Genomic DNA, 23310 nt, shown 5'->3' on the forward strand with positions numbered 1-23310 from the left:
ATGGCTAACATTCCAACGATTTCTTTCGACGCCATCATCATTGGTGGTGGCGGTGCCGGCATGCGCGCAGCGCTGCAACTGGCACAGGGCGGTCACAAGACTGCCGTGATCACCAAGGTTTTTCCGACCCGTTCGCACACTGTATCCGCTCAAGGCGGTATCACCTGCGCCATCGCGTCTGCTGACCCGAACGATGACTGGCGCTGGCACATGTACGATACCGTCAAGGGTTCCGACTACATCGGTGACCAGGACGCTATCGAATATATGTGTCAGGAAGGCCCGGCTGCCGTTTACGAGCTGGACCACATGGGCATGCCATTCTCGCGTACCGAGCAAGGCCGTATCTATCAGCGTCCGTTCGGTGGCCAGTCCAAGGACTACGGTAAAGGCGGCCAGGCTGCGCGTACTTGCGCTGCTTCCGACCGTACCGGTCACGCACTGCTGCACACCCTTTATCAGGGCAACCTGAAAGCCGGTACCGTGTTCCTGAACGAGTACTACGCTGTCGATCTGGTGAAGAACGGCCAAGGCGAGTTCGTCGGCGTGATCGCCATCTGCATCGAAACCGGCGAAACCACCTACATCCGTGCCAAGGCCACCGTATTGGCCACCGGCGGTGCGGGTCGTATCTACGCTTCGACCACCAACGCCCTGATCAACACCGGTGACGGCGTTGGCATGGCGCTGCGTGCCGGCGTACCGGTACAAGACATCGAAATGTGGCAGTTCCACCCGACCGGCATCGCCGGCGCTGGTGTACTGGTTACCGAAGGTTGCCGTGGTGAAGGTGGCTACCTGATCAACAAGCACGGCGAGCGTTTCATGGAGCGTTATGCTCCGAACGCCAAAGACCTTGCCGGTCGTGACGTTGTTGCCCGTTCGATGGTTAAAGAGATCATCGCCGGCAACGGTTGCGGTCCGAACGGCGACCACGTGATGCTCAAGCTCGACCACCTGGGCGAGGAAGTGCTGCACAGCCGTCTGCCAGGCATCTGCGAACTGTCGAAGACTTTTGCGCACGTTGACCCGGTTGTCGCTCCGGTTCCGGTTGTTCCGACCTGCCACTATATGATGGGCGGCGTTGCCACCAACATTCACGGCCAGGCGATGACCCAGAATGCCGAAGGCGTGGACGAGATCATTCCTGGTCTGTTCGCGGTAGGTGAAGTGGCTTGCGTATCGGTTCACGGTGCCAACCGTCTGGGCGGCAACTCGCTGCTCGACCTGGTGGTATTCGGTCGTGCTGCCGGCCTGCACCTGGAAAAGGCGCTGACCGACGGTATCGAATACGACGACGCCACCGACGCTGACATCAATGCGGCCCTGGCACGCCTGTCCGCTCTGAACGAGCGTACCGAAGGCGAAGACGTGGCTACCTTGCGTCGCGAGCTGCAAAACTGCATGCAGAACTACTTCGGTGTATTCCGTACCGGCGAATACATGCAGAAGGGTATTGCCCAGCTGGCTGATCTGCGCAAGCGCATCGCCAACGTGAAGATCAACGATAAGTCGCAGGCGTTCAACACTGCGCGTATCGAAGCGCTGGAACTGCAGAACCTGCTGGAAGTGGCCGAAGCCACCGCCATCGCTGCAGAGGTACGTAAAGAGTCCCGTGGCGCTCACGCCCGTGAAGACTTCGAAGACCGTGACGACGAAAACTGGCTGTGCCACACCCTGTACTTCCCGGGTGACAAGCGCGTGACCAAGCGTGCCGTGAACTTCTCGCCGAAGACTGTTCCGACTTTTGAACCTAAGATTCGGACTTATTAAGGGTGGCCGCCATGTTGCAAGTCAGCGTTTATCGTTACAACCCTGATCAGGACGCCGCGCCGTTCATGCAGGAATTCCAGGTCGATACCGGTGGTAAAGACCTGATGGTGCTGGACGTGCTGGCCCTGATCAAAGAGCAGGACGAGGGGTTCTCCTATCGTCGCTCTTGCCGTGAAGGTGTTTGCGGTTCCGACGGCATGAACATCAACGGCAAAAACGGCCTGGCGTGCATCACGCCGCTGTCTGCTGTCGTAAAAGGTAACAAGTTGATCGTTCGTCCTCTGCCAGGTTTGCCGGTTATCCGTGACCTGGTCGTCGATATGAGCATCTTCTACAAGCAATACGAAAAGGTTAAGCCATACCTGCAGAACGACACGCCGGCTCCGGCCATCGAGCGTCTGCAGTCCCCTGAAGAGCGTGAAAAACTCGACGGTCTGTACGAGTGCATCCTGTGCGCTTGCTGCTCGACCTCTTGCCCGTCCTTCTGGTGGAACCCGGACAAGTTCCTGGGTCCAGCTGCCCTGCTGCAAGCGTACCGCTTCCTGGCAGACAGCCGTGACACCAAGACGTCCGAGCGTCTGGCTTCGCTGGATGACCCGTTCAGCGTATTCCGCTGCCGCGGGATCATGAACTGCGTCAACGTATGTCCGAAAGGCCTGAACCCGACTAAGGCCATCGGTCACATCCGTAACATGTTGCTCTCGAGCGGCGTGTGATTCAGCTGCTGTACCCGTAGGACCGCAGTACCCGTAGATGCTACGGCGCAGGCTTCAACCGGCGCCGTAGTTTTAACCTGAGCAGCAGCTTAAAAGGCTGCGGCTCTTATTTTGAAGAAATGAGACAAGCAGGGGCATCCGGGCTGGTACCCGGACTATCAGTGTGATCCTAGTGGCTTGTTTTGGTCGCTGCATTCGGACTTCTGCAAGTTTGCTCGGTGTCGACACCGATGGTGTTCCCCTAACCGAGGGTGACCAAGCATGCAAGAAAGCGTGATGCAGCGCATGTGGAACAGTGCCTACCTATCCGGTAGTAACGCTGCCTATGTGGAAGAGCTTTACGAGCTCTACCTGCACGACCCTAACGCTGTGCCAGAAGAGTGGCGCACCTACTTCCAGAAGTTGCCAGCCGACGGCAACTCTGCCACCGATGTTTCGCACTCCACAATTCGCGACCATTTCGTCTTGCTGGCAAAGAACCAGCGCCGCGCCCAACCGGTTTCCGCCGGCAGCGTGAGCAGTGAGCACGAAAAGAAGCAAGTTGAAGTGCTGCGATTGATCCAGGCCTACCGTATGCGTGGCCACCAGGCAGCCCAGCTTGACCCGCTGGGACTGTGGCAGCGTCCTGCACCTGCAGACCTGTCGATCAATCATTACGGCTTGACCAATGCCGATCTTGATACGACCTTCCGTGCCGGCGACCTGTTCATCGGCAAAGAGGAAGCGAGCCTACGCGAAATTCACGAAGCGTTGCAGCAGACATATTGCCGCACCATCGGCGCTGAATTCACGCACATCACAGATTCCGAGCAGCGCCAGTGGTTCCAGCAGCGTCTGGAAAGCGTGCGCGGTCGTCCGGTGTACTCTGCCGACATCAAGAGCCACCTGCTCGAGCGCGTGACCGCCGGTGAAGGCCTGGAAAAATACCTGGGCACCAAATACCCGGGTACCAAGCGTTTCGGTCTGGAAGGCGGGGAAAGCCTGATTCCGATGCTCGACGAGCTGATCCAGCGTTCCGGTTCCTACGGCACCAAGGAAATCGTCATCGGCATGGCCCACCGTGGCCGTCTGAACGTGCTGGTCAACACCTTCGGCAAGAACCCGCGCGAGCTGTTCGACGAGTTTGAAGGCAAGAAGAAGGTCGAGCTGGGTTCCGGTGACGTCAAATACCACCAGGGCTTCTCGTCCAACGTGATGACCACCGGCGGTGAAGTTCACCTGGCCATGGCGTTCAACCCGTCCCACCTGGAAATCGTTTCCCCGGTGGTCGAGGGTTCGGTTCGCGCCCGTCAGGACCGTCGTAACGATCCGACCGGTGAGAAGGTTCTGCCGATTTCCATCCACGGTGACGCTGCATTCGCAGGTCAGGGCGTGGTCATGGAAACCTTCCAGATGTCGCAGACCCGCGGTTTCAAGACCGGCGGTACCGTGCACATCGTGATCAACAACCAGGTCGGTTTCACCATCAGCAACCCGCTGGACTCGCGTTCCACCGAGTACGCGACCGACGTTGCGAAAATGATCCAGGCACCGATCCTCCATGTGAATGGCGATGATCCGGAAGCCGTATTGTTCGTGACCCAGCTGGCCATCGACTACCGCATGCAGTTCAAGCGTGACGTGGTGATCGACCTGGTCTGCTACCGTCGTCGCGGCCACAACGAGGCCGACGAGCCAAGCGGCACCCAGCCGATCATGTATCAGCAGATCAGCAAACAGCGCACTACCCGTGAGCTGTATGCCGATCGTCTGACCCAGGGCGGTGTGCTGGACGCAGAGCGTGTTCAGGCGAAAGTCGACGAATACCGCAACGCACTGGACAACGGTCTGCACGTGGTGAAGAGCCTGGTCAAAGAGCCGAACAAAGAGTTGTTCGTGGATTGGCGTCCGTATCTGGGTCACGCCTGGACCGCACGTCACGACACTCGCTTCGACCTCAAGACCTTGCAGGAACTCTCCGCCAAGCTGCTGGAAATCCCGGAAGGCTTCGTGGTTCAGCGCCAGGTCGCGAAGATCTACGAAGATCGTCAGAAGATGCAAGCCGGCGGCCTGCCGATCAACTGGGGTTACGCCGAAACCATGGCGTACGCGACCCTGGCGTTCGAAGGTCACCCGATCCGCATGACCGGCCAGGACATCGGCCGCGGTACGTTCTCGCACCGTCATGCAGTCTTGCACAACCAGAAAGACGCGGGCACCTACATCCCGCTGCAGAACCTGTACAACGGCCAGCCACGTTTCGACCTGTACGATTCGTTCCTGTCCGAAGAAGCGGTGCTGGCGTTCGAATACGGTTACTCGACCACCACGCCTGATGCGCTGGTGATCTGGGAAGCCCAGTTCGGCGACTTCGCCAACGGTGCCCAGGTGGTTATCGACCAGTTCATCACCAGTGGCGAGCACAAGTGGGGTCGTCTGTGCGGTCTGACCATGTTGCTGCCGCACGGTTATGAAGGTCAGGGGCCGGAGCACTCCTCGGCTCGTCTGGAGCGTTACCTGCAGCTGTGCGCCGAGCACAACATTCAGGTAGCCGTGCCGACTACGCCGGCACAGATCTATCACTTGCTGCGTCGTCAGGTTATTCGCCCTCTACGCAAGCCATTGATCGTTCTGACTCCGAAGTCTCTGCTGCGCCACAAGTTGGCCATCTCGACGCTGGAAGATCTGGCCGAGGGTTCGTTCCAGACCGTTATCCCGGAAATCGATGCCCTGGACCCGAAAAAGGTCGAGCGCGTTGTTCTGTGTAGCGGCAAGGTCTACTACGACCTGCTGGAAAAACGTCGTGCCGAAGGTCGTGACGACATCGCCGTCGTGCGTATCGAGCAGCTGTACCCATTCCCTGAGGACGACTTGAAAGAAGTCCTGGCGCCTTATACCAACGTCAAGCATGCCGTCTGGTGTCAGGAAGAGCCGATGAACCAGGGTGCCTGGTACTGCAGCCAACACCACATGCGTCGCAGCATCAGCAACCTCAACAAGTCTCTCGTACTCGAGTACGCGGGCCGTGAGGCTTCTGCTGCACCGGCATGCGGTTACGCATCGATGCACGCCGAACAGCAGGAACAACTGCTGCAAGACGCCTTTACTGTTTAACGCCTTCGCGCACCTGAAACCGAATTTAAGGAACCACAGACAATGGCTATCGAGATCAAAGCCCCCACTTTCCCGGAATCGGTTGCCGATGGCACCGTTGCCACCTGGCACAAAAAACCGGGCGACGCCGTCAAGCGTGACGAGCTGATCGTCGACATCGAAACCGACAAGGTCGTGCTGGAAGTCCTGGCCACCGCTGACGGCGTGCTGGGCGCGATCATCAAGAACGAAGGCGACACTGTTCTGTCCGACGAAGTACTGGGCTCCATCGGCGAAGGCAGCGGCGCCGCCGCTCCAGCCGCGGCTGCTCCAGCGGCTGCCGCTGCTCCAGCTGCCGCCGAAGGCGAAGACGATCCTGTTGCTGCTCCGGCTGCCCGCAAGCTGGCTGAAGAGAATGGCATCAGCATCGCTTCCGTTGCCGGTACCGGCAAAGGCGGTCGCGTGACCAAGGAAGACGTGGTTGCAGCCGTTGCTGCCAAGAAAGCCGCACCGGCCGCCGCGCCTGCCAAGGCTGCTGCACCTGCCGCTGCTGCTCCGGTGTTCGCTGCTGGCGAGCGCATCGAGAAGCGCGTACCGATGACCCGTGTGCGGGCCACCGTTGCCAAGCGTCTGGTTGAAGCTCAGTCGAACATGGCGATGCTGACCACTTTCAACGAAGTCGACATGACCGAAGTCATGGCGCTGCGTTCGAAGTACAAGGATCTGTTCGAGAAGTCCCACAACGGCGTGCGCCTGGGCTTCATGTCGTTCTTCGTGAAAGCGGCCACCGAAGCGCTGAAGCGCTTCCCGGCGGTCAACGCCTCGATCGACGGCGGCGACATCGTTTACCACGGCTACGCTGACGTCGGCGTTGCAGTTTCCAGCGATCGCGGCCTGGTTGTACCGGTCCTGCGTAACGCCGAACTGATGAGCCTGGCTGAAATCGAAGGCGGCATCGCCACCTTCGGCAAGAAAGCCCGCGACGGCAAACTGTCGATGGACGAAATGACCGGTGGTACTTTCACCATCACCAACGGTGGTACTTTCGGTTCGATGATGTCGACTCCGATCGTCAACCCGCCACAAGCGGCCATCCTGGGCATGCACAACATCATCCAGCGCCCTATGGCCATCAACGGTCAGGTCGTTATCCGTCCGATGATGTACCTGGCACTGTCCTACGATCACCGTTTGATCGACGGCAAAGAAGCTGTGACCTTCCTGGTTACCATCAAGAACCTGCTGGAAGACCCGGCTCGTTTGCTGCTGGATATCTGATTTCGTTGCACGGGCCGCCCAGCGATGGACGGCCCTTCTGTAATGACCAGCTTCGTCCCACGACGGTCCCCAAAAGGGGTCGTCCGGTTTGATTCGAGAAGGAATGACACATGACTCAGAAATTCGACGTGGTAGTGATTGGTGCGGGCCCTGGCGGCTACGTGGCTGCCATTAAAGCAGCGCAACTGGGCCTCTCCACTGCCTGCATCGAGAAATACACCGACAAGGAAGGCAAACTGGCCCTCGGCGGTACTTGCCTGAACGTCGGCTGCATTCCATCCAAGGCCCTGCTGGACAGCTCGTGGAAATTCCACGAAGCCCAGGACGGTTTCGCGATCCACGGTATCAATCACGCTGGCGTGACCATGGACGTGCCAGCGATGGTCGGCCGTAAAGCCAACATCGTCAAAGGCCTGACCTCCGGCGTTGCGACCCTGTTCAAAGCCAACGGTGTGACCTCGATCCAGGGTCACGGCAAACTGCTGGCCGGCAAGAAAGTCGAAGTCACCAAGCCAGACGGCTCGGTAGAAATCATCGAAGCCGAAAACGTCATCCTGGCTCCAGGTTCGCGTCCGATCGACATTCCGCCAGCTCCGGTTGACCAGAATGTGATCGTCGATTCGACTGGCGCCCTGGAATTCCAATCCGTGCCTAAGCGTCTGGGCGTGATCGGCGCTGGCGTGATCGGTCTGGAACTGGGTTCGGTGTGGTCGCGTCTGGGTGCAGAAGTAACTGTCCTGGAAGCCCTGGACACCTTCCTGATGGCAGCGGACACCGCTGTTTCCAAGGAAGCGTTGAAAACCCTGACCAAACAGGGTCTGGACATCAAGCTGGGCGCTCGCGTAACCGGTTCCAAAGTGAACGGCGACGAAGTCGTGGTGAACTACACCGATGCCAAGGGCGAACAGAACATCACGTTCGACAAGCTGATCGTAGCCGTTGGTCGCCGTCCGGTGACCACTGATCTGTTGGCTGCCGACTGCGGCGTGACCCTGGACGAGCGCGGTTTCGTGCACGTTGACGATCATTGCGCCACCACCGTACCGGGCGTTTACGCCATCGGCGACGTGGTTCGCGGCATGATGCTGGCGCACAAAGCCTCGGAAGAGGGCATCATGGTTGTCGAGCGCATCAAGGGCCACAAGGCCCAGATGAACTATGACCTGATCCCTTCGGTTATTTATACTCACCCGGAAATCGCGTGGGTCGGTAAAACCGAGCAGGCCTTGAAAGCTGAAGGCGTTGAAGTTAACGTCGGCACCTTCCCGTTCGCAGCCTCTGGCCGTGCCATGGCTGCCAACGACACCGGTGGTTTCGTCAAGGTCATCGCAGATGCCAAGACAGACCGCGTACTGGGCGTCCACGTGATTGGCCCAAGCGCTGCAGAACTGGTTCAGCAGGGCGCGATCGGTATGGAATTCGGCACCAGCGCTGAAGACCTGGGCATGATGGTTTTCTCCCATCCGACCCTGTCCGAAGCCTTGCACGAAGCAGCTTTGGCTGTGAATGGCGGCGCCATCCACATCGCCAACCGCAAGAAGCGTTAAGACATAATAAGAAACCACGGCGGTTTGGCCCGTCGTGAGCCTTGCATGCAAGACTCACCGCGGAATATCCGCTGGACGCAGTCTTGCATAGCTGCACCGGGTATCCGGAAAGGCTATGCAAGCAGCAGTCACAGGTGGTGCGGCACTTGAATGAGTGCAGCACCGAATGCGCAGTACCTAACGAAGACGGTAATAAGCATGAATCTTCACGAGTATCAGGGTAAGCAGCTGTTCGCTGAATACGGCCTGCCAGTTTCCACCGGTTACGCGGTAGACACCCCGGAAGCAGCAGCAGAAGCTTGCGACAAAATCGGCGGCAGCGAGTGGGTTGTCAAAGCCCAGGTCCACGCCGGTGGTCGCGGTAAAGCGGGCGGCGTAAAGCTGGTTCGCAGCAAAGAAGATGCCAAGGCATTCGCACAGCAGTGGCTGGGCAAGCGTCTGGTGACTTACCAGACTGACGCCAATGGTCAGCCAGTCACCAAGATCCTGGTTGAATCGTGCACTGATATCGCTAAAGAGCTGTACCTGGGCGCTGTCGTGGACCGTTCGAGCCGTCGTATCGTGTTCATGGCTTCCACCGAAGGTGGCGTGGACATCGAGAAAATCGCTCACGACACGCCAGAAAAAATCCTGAAAGCCACTATCGATCCGCTGGTTGGCGCTCAGCCATTCCAGGGTCGCGAGCTGGCATTCCAGTTGGGTCTGGAAGGCAAGCAGGTTGCTCAGTTCGCCAAGATCTTCGTAGGTCTGGCCAAGCTGTTCAAGGATCACGATCTGGCTCTGCTGGAAGTGAACCCGCTGGTGATCAAGGCTGACGGCGATCTGCACTGCCTGGACGCCAAGATCAACATCGACGCCAACGCCATGTACCGTCAGCCTAAGCTGAAAACTTTCCACGATCCGTCGCAAGACGATCCGCGCGAAGCGCACGCTGCCAAGTTCGAACTGAACTACGTAGCACTGGAAGGCAACATCGGTTGCATGGTCAACGGTGCTGGCCTGGCCATGGGTACCATGGACATCGTCAACCTGCATGGCGGCAAACCAGCCAACTTCCTCGACGTGGGCGGCGGTGCTACCAAGGAACGCGTGACCGAAGCGTTCAAGATCATCCTGTCCGACACTAACGTCGCTGCAGTTTTGGTCAACATCTTCGGCGGCATCGTTCGTTGCGACATGATTGCCGAAGGCATCATCGGCGCGGTGAAAGAAGTCGGCGTGAAAATCCCGGTTGTTGTTCGCCTTGAAGGCAACAACGCTGAGCTGGGCGCTAAAGTACTGGCAGAAAGCGGTTTGAACATCATCGCTGCTACCAGCCTGACCGACGCTGCTCAACAAGTCGTCAAAGCTGCGGAGGGCAAATAATGAGCGTCCTGATCAATAAAGACACCAAAGTTATCTGCCAGGGTATTACCGGTTCGCAAGGTAGTTTCCACACCCAGCAAGCCATCGAATACGGCACCAAGATGGTCGGTGGCGTAACTCCAGGCAAAGGCGGCACCGAGCACCTGGGCCTGCCAGTGTTCAACACCGTTAAAGACGCTGTAGCTGCTACTGGCGCCACCGCCAGCGTGATCTACGTTCCGGCTCCTTTCTGCAAGGACTCGATCCTGGAAGCGGCTTTCGGCGGCATCAAGCTGATCGTCTGCATCACCGAAGGCATTCCTACCCTGGACATGCTGGACGCTAAAGTTAAGTGCGACGAGCTGGGTGTTACCCTGATCGGCCCTAACTGCCCAGGCGTGATCACTCCAGGCGAATGCAAGATCGGCATCATGCCAGGTCACATTCACTTGCCAGGCAAGGTCGGTATCGTTTCCCGTTCCGGCACCCTGACCTACGAAGCTGTGAAGCAGACTACTGACGCCGGTTTCGGTCAGTCGACTTGCGTCGGCATCGGTGGTGACCCGATCCCGGGTTCGAACTTCATCGACATCCTGAAGCTGTTCCAGGAAGACCCGAAGACCGAAGCGATCGTGATGATCGGTGAGATCGGCGGTTCGGCTGAAGAAGAAGCGGCTGCCTACATCAAGGCACACGTGACCAAGCCGGTTGTTTCCTACATCGCTGGTGTGACTGCTCCTCCGGGCAAGCGCATGGGCCATGCTGGCGCAATCATCTCTGGCGGCAAAGGCACTGCAGACGAGAAATTCGCTGCTCTGCAAGACGCAGGCGTTAAAACCGTGCGTTCGCTGGCAGACATCGGCAAGGCCCTGGCCGAGCTGACCGGTTGGGCTGTCAAGTAAGCCTCGCGCTTGACTGACGCTTCACCAGACAAAGGCCACCTTCGGGTGGCCTTTGTCGTTTCTGGCATTTGTGTTGGCTGTGCTGGCCCCTTCGCGGGCAAGCCCGCTCCCACAGTAGATCTCGAGTGTTCACAAATCCTGTGGGAGCGAGCTTGCTCGCGATGACGGACTTATAGACGACAACCATTTATATGCATAAACGCGACACGAAAATGTCGTAGATCGGAATGTTCGCCCTCAAACAGTGCGTTTCTGGTCCGAATTCGTTAGTCTACGCGCCATTTTTGCGTCTGCGGCCCACAAGGCAGCAACGCGCTAAAAGGGTTGGTCTCATACGGACCGACAGCATTTCCCTCACCCATAGGGAAATCCCTCTCTAAATTCCGATTCAGTAGTGTGGTATTTCCTTAATGAAAGTGTTGAAAGGCCAGGACATCCTGGCACTTGGTTTTATGACGTTTGCCCTGTTCGTCGGGGCTGGCAACATCATCTTCCCGCCTATCGTCGGTTTGCAGTCCGGGCCCAATGTCTGGATGGCGGCGCTGGGCTTTCTGGTCACCGCGGTCGGTCTGCCAGTGATCACCGTTGTTGCGCTGGCGAAAGTCGGTGGGGCAATGGATGCATTGAGCAGCCCGATCGGTAAAGTGGCTGGCGGTCTGTTGGCGGCTGCCTGCTATCTGGCCGTAGGGCCACTGTTCGCGACGCCACGTACCGCCACGGTATCGTTCGAAGTCGGTCTGGCGCCGCTGACCGGTGAGAGCCCGCTGGCGTTGTTCCTGTACAGCTCGGTGTACTTCCTGCTGGTGTTCTTCATCTCGTTGTATCCGGGCCGTTTGCTCGATACCGTGGGGCGCTTCCTCGCGCCGCTGAAGATCATCGCCCTGGCCGTGCTGGGTATCGCAGCCTTCGCCCTGCCGGCCGGTGACATTGGCCAAGCAACCCCTGAATACATGGCCGCGCCGTTTTCCCAAGGCTTCATCAATGGTTACCTGACCATGGATACCCTGGGCGCCCTGGTGTTCGGCATCGTCATCGTCAACGCCATCCGTTCCCGCGGTGTCGAGTCGCCCGCACTGATCACCCGTTACGCGATCATTGCCGGCCTGATTGCCGGTGTGGGCCTGGCGCTGGTTTACGTCAGCCTGTTCCGCCTGGGTTCAGGCAGCCACGAAGTGGCCGCTGGCGCTACCAATGGCGCGGCGGTATTGCATGCTTACGTGCAGCACACCTTCGGATCGCTGGGCAGTGGTTTCCTGGCCGTGCTGATTTCGCTGGCGTGCCTGGTGACTGCGGTCGGCCTGACCTGTGCCTGTGCCGAGTACTTCAGCCGAGTGCTGCCACTGTCCTACAAGACGCTGGTCATCATCCTTGCTGCGTTCTCCCTGCTGGTGTCCAACCTGGGTCTGACCAAGCTGATTGCGTTCTCGATCCCGGTGCTCACCGCGATCTACCCGCCGTGCATCGTTCTGGTGGCGTTGAGCTTCTGCAAGGACTTCTGGCATGAGCAGGGTCGTATCCTCGGCCCGGTCATGCTGGTGTCGTTCATCTTCGGCCTGATCGACGCCCTCAAGGGTGCAGGTCTGGCGGACTGGATGCCGACGCAAATGGCCCACCTGCCGCTGAGCGAGCAGGGCCTGGCCTGGCTGGTGCCGTCGGTGATGACACTGGCGGTCGCAGTGGTTTGCGATCGCCTGCTGGGCAAGCGCGCCGAAGCCTTGGCTTAAGTCGCTTCACGGCCTGCCACAAGCGGGTTTTGAGCAGAAACAGAAATGCCCCGTATCAATCGATACGGGGCATTTTTTATGGGATTGAGGCAGTGTCTTTTTTTTCGGGCTAACGTCGAAAGACTGCCAAACCCATTGATGTAGGAGCAGCCGGTCGACGCTCGATTGCTCGCGAAGGTCGTGAACTATGGCGCGTGATTTCTGGATAGGCGCGTTGCTCTCAGGTTCTTCGCGAGCAAGCTCGCTCCTACAAATACATCCCAAGGACCTGCATGTCGTTCATCCACGCCAACCTGATCCACATTCTTGCCGCTATCTGGTTCGTTATCTGCTGGGGCGGCTACACCCGCTATGCCACATGGAAGGGTCGTGATACGGCGTGCCTGGCCAGTGTTCTGCACCTTTATCGCGAAGACTGGATGCGTCGCATGCTGTTGCGCGACAACCGCATCGCCGATGCCAGCGTGATCGGCAATCTGGAGCGCAACGCTTCGTTTTTCGCCTCGAGTACGTTGATTATCCTGGCCGGTATTCTCACGGTGTTGGGGGCTTCGGAGCGGGCGGTATCGTTGCTGGCGGATATCCCGATGGTGCAGCAGGCTTCTCAGGGCATGTCGGAAATCAAGTTGCTGTGCCTGGCGCTGGTGTTTGTCTATGCGTTCTTCACGTTCAGCTGGTGCATGCGCCAGTACAACTTTGCAGCGATACTGGTGGGGTCGGCGCCGATGGTCGGTGAACGCCATGTGTCCGAGCAGGAGCGCAGGGCCTTTGCCGCCCGTGCAGCCCGTGTCATCTCCATGGCTGCCAACCAGTTCAACTTTGGCCTGCGCTCTTATTACTTCGGCATGACCATGCTGGCCTGGTTCGTTAGTCCATGGCTGTTCATGTTGATGAGTGCCGGTGTGGTCTTCGTATTGTATCGCCGCGAGTTTCACTCCGACGTTCTCGATGTGATGGTCTATACCCCTACAGAGGCGCCATCGTCCGAGGTGAATAAAGACGCTGCCTGATTGGGCGTCCGCGCTGGCTATCCAGTGTGTTACTGGAGGGATCTGTCCCGGCAGCGCAGTCTGGTTTGGCTGGTGGGATTAATCTGTTTTTTGTTGTTGATGATTAGTCCGACTTTTCGCACGATTTTTCTCTAATCGCTTTTTTGCAGACAAAAGAAAACCCGCACCAGGCGGGTTTTCTTTCATCACACAAAAAACGGATTAGTACTTAGGCGCTTGCGGAGCGGCTGGAGCGGCTGGAGCAGCTGGAGCAGCCTCTTTTGGCGCTTCTGCGTTCGGTTCAGCCTGATCTTTGGCGGCTTCGGCGTTTTCTTTCGCCGCGTCGTTCACTTTATCCTGAGCTTCGTTCATTTTTTGCTGGGTTTGCTCAGCTTGTTGTTTAGCATCTTGAGCTTTGTCCTCGGATTTTTTATCGCAGGCAGCGAGACCGAGGGAAGCGGTCAACATCAAGGCAATAGCTAAAGTCTTACGCATGGGGTGTTTCTCCTGATGAAAAGCATCTACTGGCCTTAAGAACCCAAGTATCAGCGTTAAGTTCCTTAATTCTTTCAGATATATAAGTTTGTTCTAATGCGGAACTTTTACCCGGACCGCCACTGCACTGTACGGATTTAAACAAGGGTTTTTATCAAATGGCTGAAAATCCCGTTTTTGAGCGTGCGACGCGCTTTCTGTCGGCGCTGCGACATTGTCAGGTACTTGGACTAAGCGTTCACAGCGCCAGCAGCGAAGGGCTGACGATTGTGCTGCCGTACAGCCCGCAGATCGTCGGCAATCCTGAAACCGGCGTGATTCATGGCGGGGCGTTGACCTCGCTGATGGACACGGCCTGTGGCATGGCGACGCTCTGCGGGCTCCCGGAGTTCGAGGTCTGCCCGACCCTCGACCTGCGCATCGACTACATGCACGCCGCCGAGCCGCATAAGGATGTCTACGGCTTTGCCCAATGCTATCGGGTCACCACTGACGTGATTTTTGCCCGTGGCTTCGCCTATCAGGATGACCCCGGGCAACCCATTGCCCATGTGGTGGGCACTTTCATGCGTATGGGCAAGGGCATCAAGGGTACCAAGGGCTTTGGTGGCGTGGTTGCCGGAGGTGCGCAATGAGCGAATCTCTGAAGGACCAATTGCAAAAGGCCCGCGAGCAGGGCGATTACGCCTCGCTGCTGGATCTGATTCCCTATGCCCGGCTGATCGGCGTCGAATGTTCACGGGTGGGAGATGAGTTGCTGTTCAAGCTGCCAGCGAACAAGGACAACATCGGTAACCCTTTGTTGCCGGCGATTCATGGCGGTGTGATCGCCGGGTTCATGGAGTTGGCCGCGGCACTGCACCTGTTGGTGTTTACCGGAACGCCCGGGGTGCCGAAGATCATCGACTTCTCCCTGGATTACCTGCGTGCCGGGCAGTTTCGCGATACCTGGGCCCGATGCCAGGTTTGCCGCCAGGGCCGCCGGGTCGCCAACGTGGCGATTACCGCCTGGCAAAGCACTGAGGCCGAACCCATTGCCACGGCCCGCGCACATTTCAAACTCGAAGAGCCCTTGAAATCCTGAACTCAGCCCCAAACTCTGAGGACAACCCGTCGTCGACCCTCAAGGTCGCGGCTTAAGCCATCTGATTGGAGTTTGATAACCATGAGTGTGGAAACTCAAAAGGAAACCCTGGGCTTCCAGACCGAGGTGAAGCAACTGCTGCATCTCATGATCCATTCGCTGTATTCCAACAAGGAAATTTTCCTTCGCGAATTGATCTCGAACGCCTCTGACGCTGTCGACAAATTACGTTTCGAAGCCCTGGCCAAGCCAGAGCTGCTGGAAGGTGGCGCCGAACTGAAAATCCGCGTGAGCTTCGACAAGGACGCTAAAACCGTCACCCTCGAAGACAACGGTATCGGCATGAGCCGCGAAGACGCGATCACCCACCTGGGTACCATCGCCAAGTCCGGCACCGCCGATTTCATGAAGCACCTGACCGGCGACCAGAAGAAAGACTCGCACCTGATCGGCCAGTTCGGTGTCGGTTTCTACTCCGCATTCATCGTCGCTGACAAAGTCGATGTGTTCAGTCGTCGTGCCGGCAGCGCTGCCAGCGAAGGCGTGCACTGGTCGTCCAAGGGCGAAGGTGACTTCGAAGTTGCGACCATCGACAAGTCCGAACGCGGCACTCGCATCGTCCTGCACCTGAAATCCGGTGAAGACGAGTTCGCCGATGGCTGGCGCCTGCGCAACATCATCAAGAAGTACTCCGACCACATTGCCTTGCCGATCGAACTGCCGAAAGAAGTGGCAGCCACCGAAGGCGAGGAGAAGCCAGCCGTTGAGTGGGAAACCGTCAACCGCGCCAGCGCCCTGTGGACCCGTCCGCGTACCGAGATCAAGGACGAGGAGTACCAGGAGTTCTACAAGCACATCGCTCACGATTTCGAAAACCCGCTGAGCTGGAGCCACAACAAGGTCGAAGGCAAGCTGGAATACAGCTCACTGCTGTACGTGCCGAGCCGCGCTCCGTTCGACCTGTACCAGCGTGAAGCGCCGAAAGGCCTGAAGTTGTACGTACAGCGCGTGTTCGTCATGGATCAGGCCGAGTCTTTCCTGCCGCTGTACCTGCGCTTCATCAAGGGCGTGGTCGACTCTAACGACCTGTCGCTGAACGTATCGCGGGAAATCCTGCAGAAAGACCCGATCATCGATTCCATGAAGTCGGCGCTGACCAAGCGCGTTCTGGACATGCTGGAAAAACTGGCGAAGAACGAGCCTGAGCAATACAAGGGCTTCTGGAAAAACTTCGGTCAGGTCATGAAAGAAGGCCCGGCAGAAGATTTCGCCAACAAGGAAAAAATCGCCGGCCTGCTGCGTTTTGCCTCGACCCTTGGTGACGATGGCGAGCAGGTTGTTGGCCTGGCCGAGTACCTGGCGCGCGCCAAGGAAGGCCAGGACAAGATCTACTACCTGACCGGCGAAACCTACGCCCAGGTCAAAAACAGCCCGCACCTGGAAGTCTTCCGCAAGAAAGGCATCGAAGTGTTGCTGTTGACCGACCGCATCGACGAGTGGCTGATGAGCTACCTCAGCGACTTCGACGGCAAGAGCTTCGTCGACGTGGCACGCGGTGACCTGGACCTGGGCAACCTGGACTCGGAAGAGGACAAGAAGGCTGCGCAAGAAGTCGCCAAGGCCAAAGAAGGTCTGGTCGAGCGTCTGAAGACCGCCCTGGGCGAATCCGTTGCGGAAGTTCGGGTGTCCCATCGCCTGACCGACTCCCCGGCGATCCTGGCCATCGGCGAGCAAGACCTGGGCTTGCAGATGCGCCAGATCCTGGAAGCCAGCGGCCAGAAGGTTCCGGATTCGAAGCCGATCTTCGAATTCAACCCGGCTCACCCGCTGATCGAGAAGCTCGACAACGAGCAGAGTGACGAGCGCTTCGGCGACCTGACGCACATCCTGTTCGATCAGGCGGCGCTGGCGGCCGGCGACAGTTTGAAAGATCCGGCGGCCTATGTGCGCCGTCTGAACAAGCTGTTGGTTGAGCTGTCGGCTTAACTAGGTTGCAGAAAACCCGCTTCGGCGGGTTTTTTCATTCTGGTGTTCAAAAATCAGGAGTCAGAAATGAGCCAAATCACTGTACGTTCCGTTGCCTATCGGATTGACGGCCAGGCTTACGAAAGCCGTGTGGCCTTCGATGCCGACCAGAAAGGCCCGCGCCCGGGTTTGTTGATGGCGCCGAACTGGATGGGCGTCAGCGCCGGTGCCGAGGAGATCGCCAAGTCGGTGGCCTCCAAGGGTTATGTGGTACTGATCGCAGACCTTTACGGTCAATCGGTTCGTCCGACGAACAATGACGAGGCCGGCGCGGCCATGATGCCGTTGAAGAATGACCGCCCATTACTGCGCAAGCGCATGCAGGTGGCGTTCGAGCAGCTGCAGAGTCAGGGTGAAGTGGCTGTCGATACTTCGAAACTGGCCACTTTCGGTTTCTGCTTCGGCGGTTGCTGCGCCCTGGAGCTCGCCCGTACCGGCGCACCAGTGAAAGTGACGGTATCGTTCCACGGAACGCTGGACACACCAAACCCGGCCGATGCGAAAAACATCAAGGGGAAGGTCCTGGTGCTGCACGGTGCCTCCGATCCATTGGTGCCGAAAGAGCAGTTGCCGGCGTTCGAAGATGAAATGAACGCAGCCGGTGTGGACTGGCAGTTGCTGAGCTACGGCGGTGCGTTCCATTCGTTCACCGACCCGCACGCCAACGTGCCGGGCATGATGATGTATGACGCGAAGGTGGCTGCCCGGGCCTTCACGTCGATGCATAACTTGCTGGATGAAGTGTTCAAGGGTTGATTGCGGTTTTCAACTAACGCTTGGCCGGTGTAAGTGCCGACCTCATCGCGAGCAAGCTCGCTCCCACAGTTGACCGAGTCGACCGCAAGAATTGCGTACGACTCCATTCCCCTGTGGGAGCGAGCTTGCTCGCGATGGCAATTGAATGAACGACGCTAAGCCGAAGGCAGTTCGATCCGCTCCACTTCCCCGGGCACCGTCGGCCAGTCCCCGGCCGCCCAACGCCGGCGTGCCTCATCGATAGCAGCCGGATCGCTCGCGACAAAATTCCAGTTGATCCGCCGTGGCCCGTCCAACGGTGCACCGCCGAACAACACTGCGTGACTGTCGCTTTCAGCAAACAGGGTCATCTCTTCCCCGGCAGGCAGTATCACCAGCGAATGCGGCTCCAGCGGCTCGCCATCCAGTTGCACCTCGCCGCTCAGAACATACAGCGCACGTTCTTCATGCTCGGTGGGGATCAGCAATGTCGTCGCCGTTTGCAGGTGCAGTTCGGCGTACAGCGTAGGAGAAAGCACCGGCACTGGTGATTCCAGGCAAAAGCCCGACCCGGCAATCATGCGGATCTTCACCCCCAGGTTTTCGCTGACCGGCAAAGTCGACGCCGGATGGTGAATGTAATGCCCCGGACCTCGCTCTTTGTCCTTGGGCGAAGCCAGCCAGATCTGCAGGCCGTGCATCGTGAAGCCGCTTTCTTTCAAAGCCTCAGGCGTGCGTTCGACGTGGGCGATGGCGCTGCCGGCCGTCATCCAGCTGACATCGCCAGTCCCGACCACTTGATCGGAACCGAGGCTGTCCTTGTGCTGGATCTGCCCCTGGAACAAATAGGTGAGGGTAGACAGGCCAATGTGCGGATGCTGGCGGATGTTCATGCCTTTGCCCGGTGGGTAACGGGTTTCCAGCATGTGGTCGAAAAACACGAAGGGCCCGACGCTGCGGCACTTGGCCGATGGCAGCGGGCGAAGAATCGGTTGGCCCTCGACATCTTCGGTGCGGGGGCGAATCACGAGCGGAGTGTTCATGGTGCGTTCCAGGCTGAGCGGGTAATGCGTTCGAGCATAACCCGCTTGCGCAGCCCTTGCCGCTATTGGCTGAACGCGCCTTCGGACAAATGCGTTTCGATGCTGACTTCAGACGTGGTCATCAGCTTGTGGATAGGGCAGCGATCAGCCACGCGGTGCAGCTCTTCGCGCTGGGCGTCGGTGAGTACGCCCTTGAGGGTCAGTTTGACGTGCAGCGCGTATTGGCCTTTCTGTTCCTGACTGTTGTCGCGCTTGACCTCCACGCCGACACCGGTCAGCGGGATGTTCTTCTTTTTGGCATACAGCTTCAGGGTCAGGGCCTTGCAGGCGCCTAGCGCGGCATCGAAATAATCGTGCGGTTCCGGCGCAGAGCCATCACCGCCGGCCGTGATGGGCACGTCGGCGAAGAGTTCGTGGTCATCGATTTGTACGCTGTGGCGAAAACCTTCGGCGGAAACGGTATTGACGGTAACAGTCATGGCAAACCTCGCAGGCGACAGGAAAACTCATTCGATCAAAAAAGACCTTGAAGGTATAGAGCCATCGCGCTTGTCGGGTGTTCCAATTTGTAGGAGTGAGCTTGCTCCGGGCGGCGCTCCGACGATGATCTCAATGGCACCGCGTGTATCCGCAAGGGCGAGTCATCGTTAAAGTCCATCGCGAGCAAGCTCGCTCCTACAGGCATCGATCCGGATCAGCTGCCTTTGACAGTCTTGCCGTTGACCTTGCCGTCCAGGAGCATGATGTTGTACTCCTTGCCGTCGGTTTCGACCTGTTGCAGGCGGACCAGCAGGTAATCCCAGTCCTTGGCGAACCACATCACGGTAATGCGTTTGTTCTGTGTCGGGTCGCGCACACGTTCAACCTTGATCGCGTCGATCTTGCCGGCCTTGGTGTCAACCTTTTCCGGGCCCAGCACGCGGAAGTCATAGGTATCGACTTCATCGCCGTCGACTACCTGATAGCTCATGCTTTTTTTGCCAGCAGCGACATCGTGCTGCAAGGCCAGTTGATAGCTGGATTTGTCGAGCATGCCACGGTTCAGCGAAACCTTGACCGGGTCACCACGATCGGTGCCGGTGACCATTTTGGTGGTCCAGTCGAAGTCCAGGTCAGCCTTTTTGGCCTTGCCCAGGCCGCCGCGTTCGAAGTGATAGGACTTAGGCAGCAGGGTGTCCTTGTCGACGGTCAGGGTGCTTTCTTCGGTCAGGCTGGCGATCATCATCGAAGCCTTGAAGCTGAGCTTCCAGACGCCATCGGCTTCCTGGGTCAGGTTGCGTTCGGCGGTGCCACTCATGGGCAGCTGTTTCCAGTCGGCGGTGTAGCTGGCGGAGAAAGGTTGAAGTTCTGCCGCCTGGGCGAAGGGCAGGGCGAACAGAGCGCAAGCGAAGAGCAGGGCGCGACGCATAAAATCTCCTAGGTTCGAATCAAGTGGCCGCTGGCCGCGAGTAACTGTCCGTCCAGTAAAGCACCTTGTTCACCGAGTGATAAACGACCTTCAGCAAACCAGCGTACGGCCATCGGGTAGATCAGGTGTTCCTGAACATGGACTCGCTGCGCCAGACTCTGCGGCGAATCCTGTAACTCTACCGGTATTACAGCCTGTACGACCAGTGGTCCGCCATCGAGTTCCTCGGTGACGAAGTGCACGGAGCAGCCGTGCTCGGTGTCGCCGGCCTCCAGTGCGCGCTGATGAGTGTGTAACCCTTTGTATTTGGGTAGCAGCGAAGGATGGATGTTGAGCAGGCGACCCTGATAGTGGCGTACGAAGCCAGCGCTGAGAATGCGCATGAATCCGGCCAGTACCACGAGTTCGGGGTTGAAGGCGTCAATCAGTTCGATCAGCGCGGCGTCGAAGGCCTCGCGACCTTCGAAAGCCTTGTGATCCAGGGTGCGGGTATCGATACCCGCGTCCCTGGCGCGTTGCAGGCCGTAGGCGTCGGCGCGGTTGGAAATCACCGCAGCGATGCGAACCGGGCTGTCGCCGGTCCGCGTGCTGTCGATCAGGGCCTGCAGGTTACTGCCGGTGCCGGACAACAGCACCACCACATCACAGGTCTGGGACATCAATGAGCCTTGAGGTTCTTCAGTTCGACCTGAGCCGCGCCTTCGGCAGCGGTAGAGATCTGGCCGATGACCCAAGGCTGCTCGCCTGCTTCACGCAGCACGTTCAGCGCGGTTTCAACGTGCTCTTGAGCAACGCAGATGACCATGCCCACGCCACAGTTCAGCACGCGGTGCATTTCGTTCTCGTCAACGTTGCCTTTCTCTTGCAGCCAGTCGAACACGGCAGGACGGGTCCAGCTCGCGACGTCAACCACGGCTTGTGCGCCCTTTGGCAGAACGCGCGGGATGTTGTCCAGCAGGCCGCCACCGGTGATGTGGGCCATGGCTTTGACCGCGCCGGTTTCCTTGATCAGCTTGAGCAGCGGCTTCACGTAGATACGGGTCGGGGCCATCAGCAGGTCGGTCAGCGGCTTGCCGTCGAGCTGGGTGTTTTCGATGTCGGCGCCGGACACTTCGATGATCTTGCGGATCAGCGAGTAGCCGTTGGAGTGCGGGCCGGAAGACGGCAGGGCGAGCAGGGCATCGCCGGCAGCAACCTTGGAGCCGTCGATGATTTCGGATTTTTCCACGACGCCGACGCAAAAGCCGGCCAGGTCGTAGTCTTCGCCTTCGTACATGCCCGGCATTTCAGCGGTTTCGCCGCCGACCAGGGAGCAACCCGACAGTTCGCAGCCAGCGCCGATACCGGTCACTACCTGGGCAGCGGTGTCGACGTTCAGTTTGCCAGTGGCGTAGTAGTCGAGGAAGAACAGCGGCTCGGCGCCGCACACCACCAGGTCGTTGACGCACATGGCGACCAGGTCGATGCCGATGCTGTCGTGCTTGTTCAGGTTCAGTGCCAGGCGCAGCTTGGTGCCAACGCCGTCAGTGCCGGAAACCAGCACAGGCTGCTTGTAGCCGGCCGGGATTTCGCAGAGGGCGCCGAAACCGCCCAGGCCGCCCATGACTTCCGGGCGCGCAGTGCGCTTGGCGACGCTCTTGATGCGTTCGACCAATGCTTCGCCGGCGTCGATGTCTACACCGGCGTCTTTGTAGCTCAGGGAGGGTTGCTTGCTCATGATCCAGGCCTTTAGGGGGGGATTTCTGGGTAACGACCGAGTTCATCGGGAACGCCGAAACTGCGTAGGCGAGAGCCATGCGCGCTATTCGGACACTACCCGGCTGTTGCCGGTCTGCGAAGGCGCGCGATTTTATCAGGCTTGAGCCGCAGCGGCCATCCTCAGGCCGACAGCAGGGCCATATCCGTTCAAAAAAAACCGTTAATGCGCGGTGTCGGTGGCATCCTGCATGGCTGTATAAGGTGTCGCGATTAACCGTCTATCGTTATGACAGTGCGAAAACTTACCCGGAACGTGTGAATGTTTTGCGTCGGGCAATGGTCACAGCCTTGCTCGATCGCTTTCATGCGGTCTGTTCCAGCCGCTCTCGTCGTCAGGATTCTTCCATGCGTTTTTGTAAATTCTTGCTTGTGAGTTGTTTGTCAGTGGTCAGCCTGGCCAGTCATGCCGAAACCGTCAAAGGCCTTTACCAGGTACGCGAGCCGGTGAATGGCCAGTCGCCCGAGGAGCGCGACCAGGCGACTCAACGTGCGTTGGACACATTGGTGTTGCGCCTGACCGGCGACCCCAAGGCTGCTCAAAGTCCGGGGCTGGCAGCGATTCGCAAAGACCCGCAGCAGATCATCAGCCAATACGGCTTTGATGCCGGGCCGCCGGAAGTCCTGAAAGTCGATTTCGATCCGGGCACCACCGAGCAGGCCTTGCGCCGCGCCGGCCTGGCGATGTGGGGGGCCAATCGGCCGTCGATCCTCGGCTGGTGGTTGAATGACTCCACCGAGGGCTCAAGTCTGGTGGGCGACGGTCAGGCCAGCGCGGCGCCGTTGCGTCGGGCTGCTCAACACCGTGGTTTGCCGTTGCGCCTGCCATTGGCGGACCTGAACGAACAGATCGTCGCGACCGCGCCGAATCTGGAAGGCGCAGATCCCGCGCCTTTGAATGCCGCTTCGGAGCGCTACAACGCCGACGCCTTGCTCGCGGTACACGCCAAGGAGGAGGGCGGGCAGTGGCAAGCCAAGTGGCAATTGTGGCTGGGGGATAAAAAAGAGGCCGGCAGCGTGCAAGGCGCCGATCAGGCCGCCGTGGCCGATGCGGTGATGCTGGCGGTCAATGAGCGCCTGGCGCCGCGGTTTGTTGCCAGGGCCGGTGCTTCGAGTGAGCAATTGCTGGAGGTGCAAGGCATGAATCTTGAGCACTACGCGTCCCTTGGGCGCTTGCTGGAGCCATTTGGCGGGCGTGTGCAAAGTGTCGACGGCGACCGGATTGTCTACAGGGTCAATGGCAGCGCCGATCAACTGCGTGCACAACTGTCGCTGGCGAGGCTGCAGGAGGCACCGGCGGGTCAGGCACCAGCCCCGGCAGTGCCGGTTCAACCTGCCGCCGGTGGTGCGGTGCCTGCCCCGGCGCCAGCCCCGACACCGCAACTGCGTTTTCGCTGGTAGTTTTTCTTTCTTTATATAG

The 23310-nt window shown here is 58.8% G+C and carries 20 protein-coding genes and 1 pseudogene; 15 read left to right on the forward strand and 6 right to left on the reverse strand.

Features of this window, described 5'->3' with window-relative positions; genetic code table 11:
- The 10 genes and pseudogenes from sdhA to ACM6IK_RS06560 form a co-directional block, all read left to right on the forward strand.
- Positions 1–1773 (forward strand): succinate dehydrogenase flavoprotein subunit, encoded by a 1773-nt coding sequence (gene sdhA / locus ACM6IK_RS06515; RefSeq protein ID WP_414873637.1) that lies wholly within the window; start codon positions 1–3, stop codon positions 1771–1773.
- A gap of 11 nt (positions 1774–1784) precedes the next feature.
- Positions 1785–2489, forward strand: coding sequence for a succinate dehydrogenase iron-sulfur subunit (locus ACM6IK_RS06520; RefSeq protein ID WP_003223007.1), 705 nt, complete (start codon positions 1785–1787; stop codon positions 2487–2489).
- 261 nt (positions 2490–2750) lie between these two features.
- Positions 2751–5582 (forward strand): 2-oxoglutarate dehydrogenase E1 component, encoded by a 2832-nt coding sequence (locus ACM6IK_RS06525; protein WP_414873638.1) that lies wholly within the window; start codon positions 2751–2753, stop codon positions 5580–5582.
- A 42-nt stretch (positions 5583–5624) separates the two neighbouring features.
- A complete protein-coding gene (gene odhB, locus ACM6IK_RS06530) occupies positions 5625–6839 on the forward strand; it encodes a 2-oxoglutarate dehydrogenase complex dihydrolipoyllysine-residue succinyltransferase (RefSeq protein ID WP_414873639.1) in 1215 nt (404 codons plus the stop codon).
- A 110-nt stretch (positions 6840–6949) separates the two neighbouring features.
- Positions 6950–8386: a dihydrolipoyl dehydrogenase gene (lpdA, locus tag ACM6IK_RS06535; protein WP_108231346.1), complete on the forward strand. Its 1437-nt coding sequence runs from the start codon at positions 6950–6952 to the stop codon at positions 8384–8386.
- 198 nt (positions 8387–8584) lie between these two features.
- Positions 8585–9751: an ADP-forming succinate--CoA ligase subunit beta gene (sucC, locus tag ACM6IK_RS06540; RefSeq protein WP_007919879.1), complete on the forward strand. Its 1167-nt coding sequence runs from the start codon at positions 8585–8587 to the stop codon at positions 9749–9751.
- Entirely contained in the window at positions 9751–10632 is an 882-nt protein-coding gene (gene sucD, locus ACM6IK_RS06545) for a succinate--CoA ligase subunit alpha (RefSeq protein WP_003223019.1), read from the forward strand. Before sucC ends, sucD begins: the two co-directional genes overlap by 1 nt.
- A 410-nt stretch (positions 10633–11042) precedes the next feature.
- Positions 11043–12356, forward strand: coding sequence for a branched-chain amino acid transport system II carrier protein (gene brnQ / locus ACM6IK_RS06550; protein WP_414873640.1), 1314 nt, complete (start codon positions 11043–11045; stop codon positions 12354–12356).
- Between the two features lie 272 nt (positions 12357–12628).
- Positions 12629–13366, forward strand: a complete 738-nt coding sequence (locus ACM6IK_RS06555) for a DUF599 domain-containing protein (protein WP_414873641.1) — start codon at positions 12629–12631, stop codon at positions 13364–13366.
- Between the two features lie 18 nt (positions 13367–13384).
- Positions 13385–13501 (forward strand): annotated as a pseudogene (locus tag ACM6IK_RS06560) (MAPEG family protein); the annotation flags it as partial.
- 66 nt (positions 13502–13567) lie between these two features.
- On the opposite strand, the gene ACM6IK_RS06565 reads toward ACM6IK_RS06560, so the two are convergent.
- Positions 13568–13840 carry a hypothetical protein gene (locus ACM6IK_RS06565; RefSeq protein WP_414873642.1) on the reverse strand — a complete coding sequence of 91 codons (273 nt, stop codon included), beginning with the start codon at positions 13838–13840 and terminating at the stop codon, positions 13568–13570.
- Between the two features lie 158 nt (positions 13841–13998).
- Between ACM6IK_RS06565 and ACM6IK_RS06570 the strand changes: the two genes are divergently transcribed.
- From ACM6IK_RS06570 to ACM6IK_RS06585, 4 genes are all read left to right on the forward strand, one after another.
- A complete protein-coding gene (locus tag ACM6IK_RS06570) occupies positions 13999–14475 on the forward strand; it encodes a PaaI family thioesterase (RefSeq protein ID WP_414873643.1) in 477 nt (158 codons plus the stop codon).
- Positions 14472–14924 carry a PaaI family thioesterase gene (locus ACM6IK_RS06575; protein WP_414873644.1) on the forward strand — a complete coding sequence of 151 codons (453 nt, stop codon included), beginning with the start codon at positions 14472–14474 and terminating at the stop codon, positions 14922–14924. Before ACM6IK_RS06570 ends, ACM6IK_RS06575 begins: the two co-directional genes overlap by 4 nt.
- 81 nt (positions 14925–15005) lie before the next feature.
- On the forward strand, positions 15006–16910 hold the full coding sequence (gene htpG / locus ACM6IK_RS06580) for a molecular chaperone HtpG (protein WP_414873645.1): 1905 nt from the start codon (positions 15006–15008) through the stop codon (positions 16908–16910).
- 66 nt (positions 16911–16976) lie between these two features.
- Positions 16977–17705, forward strand: coding sequence for a dienelactone hydrolase family protein (locus ACM6IK_RS06585; RefSeq protein WP_414873646.1), 729 nt, complete (start codon positions 16977–16979; stop codon positions 17703–17705).
- 155 nt (positions 17706–17860) lie between these two features.
- Here ACM6IK_RS06585 and ACM6IK_RS06590 read toward each other — a convergent pair whose 3' ends face one another.
- The 5 genes from ACM6IK_RS06590 to purM form a co-directional block, all read right to left on the reverse strand.
- Positions 17861–18727 carry a pirin family protein gene (locus tag ACM6IK_RS06590; protein WP_414873647.1) on the reverse strand — a complete coding sequence of 289 codons (867 nt, stop codon included), beginning with the start codon at positions 18725–18727 and terminating at the stop codon, positions 17861–17863.
- Between the two features lie 62 nt (positions 18728–18789).
- Positions 18790–19206: an OsmC family protein gene (locus ACM6IK_RS06595; RefSeq protein WP_414873648.1), complete on the reverse strand. Its 417-nt coding sequence runs from the start codon at positions 19204–19206 to the stop codon at positions 18790–18792.
- A 215-nt stretch (positions 19207–19421) separates the two neighbouring features.
- Positions 19422–20135: a DUF3108 domain-containing protein gene (locus ACM6IK_RS06600; protein ID WP_414873649.1), complete on the reverse strand. Its 714-nt coding sequence runs from the start codon at positions 20133–20135 to the stop codon at positions 19422–19424.
- 8 nt (positions 20136–20143) lie between these two features.
- Positions 20144–20794 (reverse strand): phosphoribosylglycinamide formyltransferase, encoded by a 651-nt coding sequence (purN, locus tag ACM6IK_RS06605; protein ID WP_414873650.1) that lies wholly within the window; start codon positions 20792–20794, stop codon positions 20144–20146.
- On the reverse strand, positions 20794–21852 hold the full coding sequence (gene purM, locus ACM6IK_RS06610; RefSeq protein WP_034146362.1) for a phosphoribosylformylglycinamidine cyclo-ligase: 1059 nt from the start codon (positions 21850–21852) through the stop codon (positions 20794–20796). Before purM ends, purN begins: the two co-directional genes overlap by 1 nt.
- Positions 21853–22238: 386 nt before the next feature.
- Between purM and ACM6IK_RS06615 the strand changes: the two genes are divergently transcribed.
- Positions 22239–23291 carry a DUF2066 domain-containing protein gene (locus ACM6IK_RS06615; protein ID WP_414873651.1) on the forward strand — a complete coding sequence of 351 codons (1053 nt, stop codon included), beginning with the start codon at positions 22239–22241 and terminating at the stop codon, positions 23289–23291.
- The last annotated feature ends 19 nt before the right edge of the window (positions 23292–23310 follow it).

Source organism: Pseudomonas sp. IT-196MI5 (assembly GCF_949767415.1).
GTDB lineage: Bacteria > Pseudomonadota > Gammaproteobacteria > Pseudomonadales > Pseudomonadaceae > Aquipseudomonas.